The sequence below is a fragment of the Pseudanabaena sp. 'Roaring Creek' genome, from assembly GCF_001402795.1.
Classification (GTDB): domain Bacteria; phylum Cyanobacteriota; class Cyanobacteriia; order Pseudanabaenales; family Pseudanabaenaceae; genus Pseudanabaena.
This window is the reverse complement of the sequence record NZ_LIRE01000324.1, coordinates 1-3,275: the sequence shown is the minus strand read 5'-3', so window position 1 is coordinate 3,275 and position 3,275 is coordinate 1. Positions and strand designations below refer to the sequence as shown.

Genomic DNA, 3,275 nt, shown 5'->3' with positions numbered 1-3,275 from the left:
GTAAGCTAGCTGAGCGAAGTCGAAGCTGTAGTTTTTATTTGAATTATCTATACTTATTACAGCCAATTACCCACCAAGACAAAGGATGACCAAAAGAAGGGATCGGTGAAGTTCTTGTCGGAGAGGATAGAAATTTGGGCTTGACGTAATGCTTCAGCTTTGGAAATGTGGGGCTTACCTAAATCTTGATATAGCTTTACCATTAAGCGTGAAGCAACATTATCCTTTACAGGCCAGAGGGTAGCGATCGTCGATCGCGCTCCCGACTTTAACGCTAATCCTGCTAGTCCTAAGACGGCGCGATCGTCCCCTGCGGCAGTATCGCAAGCACTCAACACCAGTAAATCAATGGCTCCTGATTGCCCTGTTTCTCGCTTTTGCAATAGCTCGGACAGCTCGCGGATATTTAATCTTCCATCCCAAGTTAATAGGAACGTGTCTTCTTGTTTAGAACTAAACTGACCGTGGGTAGCTAGATGCACCACATTAGCCATCTTGGATTCGATACTTTTTGATAAAGCGCTAGGAGTAAATTCTTGATTTAGTAGTTTATTGCCAGAGGTGGCTTGAGAAATTGTTACGACCTCTGTCTCCACAGCGGGTAAGGAATTGAAGCCATTGCGGGCAGTACTAATACCTGCGACAACCGATCGAATCTGTTTCTGCTCTAGTGATTGAGTCTCTAACAGTTTTAATCCAGGAGATAGGGCTACAGCATAATTTTCAATGAGGTATTGTTTCCCATCATAGAGCGCTGCCATAGGAATTTTTCGTAATAACCCATCTAGCACAAAGACTAGAGTTTGTTTTTCCTTTAGGGCTTGACTGGCGGTGGCAGGACGAATCAGCCAGTTGTAAATTTTCTGGGAAAGTAGTTTCTGACCTTTATTATCAGAGGCAGGGTGAAGGGAACCTAGGTACGCGCGAATAGTTTGTTCAGCTTCCTCCTTAGGGACAGGGGTACTGTAATAGGTCAAAGGCTGTCCTGCGGTAGAGAGAATCACTGCGATCCGATTGGGCAGCATGATGGCATAAACAACGGCAGCCTTAGTATCGATCTGATCGATTTGCAGAGGTTGGGAATTAAGACAAGATTCTCGGAAGAAATTATCTAGTTCCGCTAGTTGTAGAGCTTCAATTAGTTCGCGTGCTTTAACTAGAGCAGATTGATCGGGATTATCATCAACAAGTAAACTAACGAATTCTCGGTATACAGGTTCAATACTTTCTCGGAAAGAAAATTGTACTTCTTGATTGATACCCACCAGATCGCTGCGTAGAGTTTGCAGCGCATCAACTGCTTCTCCATAGGCGGCGATCGCTGCTTGTTTTTGTCCCTGTTGATGGAGCAAGCGACCTAATTTCCATGCTGACTGCGACAGAATATTTTTGGATTGAATAGACTGCGACAGTTGCATCGATTGTTGAAGGAGTCGAATTCCCTCATTGGGTTGTCCGTTATTGGCAACTAGTTGCCCCCATTGCGAGAGGAGATAGGCTTCAGCTTGGGGATCGTTGACCTTCCTTGCGGACTGTACCGACTTGTCTAAAAGCTGGATAATTGTGCTAGAGGGAATGGGTTGCTCCTGTGGGGAAAGCTTTGAGAGATTGCTCGCAAAGTTAACGATCGCATATAGAGAAGCCCGACTGGGTGGGATCTCGCTGAGTTCTTGCAGGATGTTGGGGGCGAGGGTCGCGATGGCTTGGGTCTGCCCCATATTCACGTAAACCTGTAATTGGTTGAGCTTTGATTCAATGCGATCGCTGGCTTTGGTCGCAGCTTTCTCCGCTTCGATAAAGTGTTGCAGCGCTACGTCAAAATTGCGTGTATCGGCGGCGTTATTGCCTAAGCCAATGAGAATTGGACTTAATTCATTGATGGCGTTAAGATTTTTGGCGATCGCTAAACCCCATGACAGAGATTTGTAGCTTGCCTCATTATCGCCTAGCACGCGCAGGGCATTCCCCACGCTCCGTAAGCCGCTCACTTTCAAAAGCGAGTCATCGCTTTTTTCGAGTTGCTGGTTAATGTCATCTAGGATTTGTCGCGATCGCCGATAAAAGCCTAAACTTTGTAAAGCCTGAGCCTGATTGATCTCCGTCCCTAGCACGCCTTGCAGATCGCCTGCTTGCTGATAGTAACCTTGAGCTTGTTTCCATGTGTCTACTGCCGTTTGCGATTGTCCAATTTGTTGCTGGAGGATGGCTTTAGTATTCAAAACCTGTGCCAAGAGAATTGCATCGACAGGCTTGACTCCCTTGAGAATCGCTAAACTTTCATCAATGCTATTTTGAGCGGCATTCCATTGATTTAATTGCTGGTAAGCCAGCGAGAGATAGCTGAGGGTGAGGGCTTGGTTAGGGCGATCGCCTTGAGAGCCGTAGCTCTGTGCGGTCATTTGCCAAACCTTTACTGCCTCAGTAAATTGACCTGCATCGTATAAATTGCGTCCTCGATCTAGACTGTTATTGCTTGAAGTAGCAGTTGAGGATACTGCGATCGGCGCAGACGACTCCGCAGGGGCATTGAGAGCGATCGCATGGGAACGATCTATTCCCAAGGAAAGAGCTAAATAAAGTCCTATTAGTCCTAGCAGACTATAACGGACGATCTTTTTTATCAGGACAAGATTTATTAACACAATCGTAACTCCAAATTATAGGTTAAATGTAGGTATGCCCTTACAGTTGACATCAGAAAACGCTGAAGTAGAAGGATCGGAGCTTGTGGCATAGATTTCCACTTCACCCTTCGCATTGAATCGCCACCCAATAGCTTCCACAATGGGCAGTGCCGCATTCGCCGATTGCTTTTCGGACTGGCTTGTAGTTGCGAGATTATTAGGATTGCGAAGAGATGCGGGGTCGCGGATATCGATCCAAGGACGATCGCCACTGCGGCGATCGCTAGGATTATCAGGTAATCCCCCACGACCAGTGACAACAAAGCGACTATTGCCATAGGTTCGACAGCCTTGGGCAATGCGCTGGCTCGGATCGTCGATATTGCTGGGCAGTTGAATCAATCCAGCGGTCGGAGTAAAAGTAAGGTTATTAATATTCACCGTGCCGCTCAATCCAAACTGCGAACTCGCCGTGATATCGTTATCCTCGGTGCGGTAAGGTCGGTATTTCAACCCAAAGATGCCATTGGTACTAATTTGAATATTCCCCCCATTGCCTTGAAAGGCATTAGCCACTATGTCACTATTCCCTAAACCAATAATGAAAGGACTGCTAATCGTAATATTACCGCCATTACCCTTACCACCCGC

At 46.4% G+C, this 3,275-nt stretch carries 1 protein-coding gene and 1 pseudogene; both read right to left on the bottom strand.

Going from position 1 to position 3,275, the window contains the following annotated elements; translation table 11 throughout:
* Positions 1–56: 56 nt before the first annotated feature.
* A complete protein-coding gene (locus tag AC805_RS11000) occupies positions 57–2,642 on the bottom strand; it encodes a CHAT domain-containing protein (protein ID WP_082429468.1) in 2,586 nt (861 codons plus the stop codon).
* A 15-nt stretch (positions 2,643–2,657) separates the two neighbouring features.
* Positions 2,658–3,275: pseudogene (locus AC805_RS26230) on the bottom strand (S-layer family protein); the annotation flags it as partial.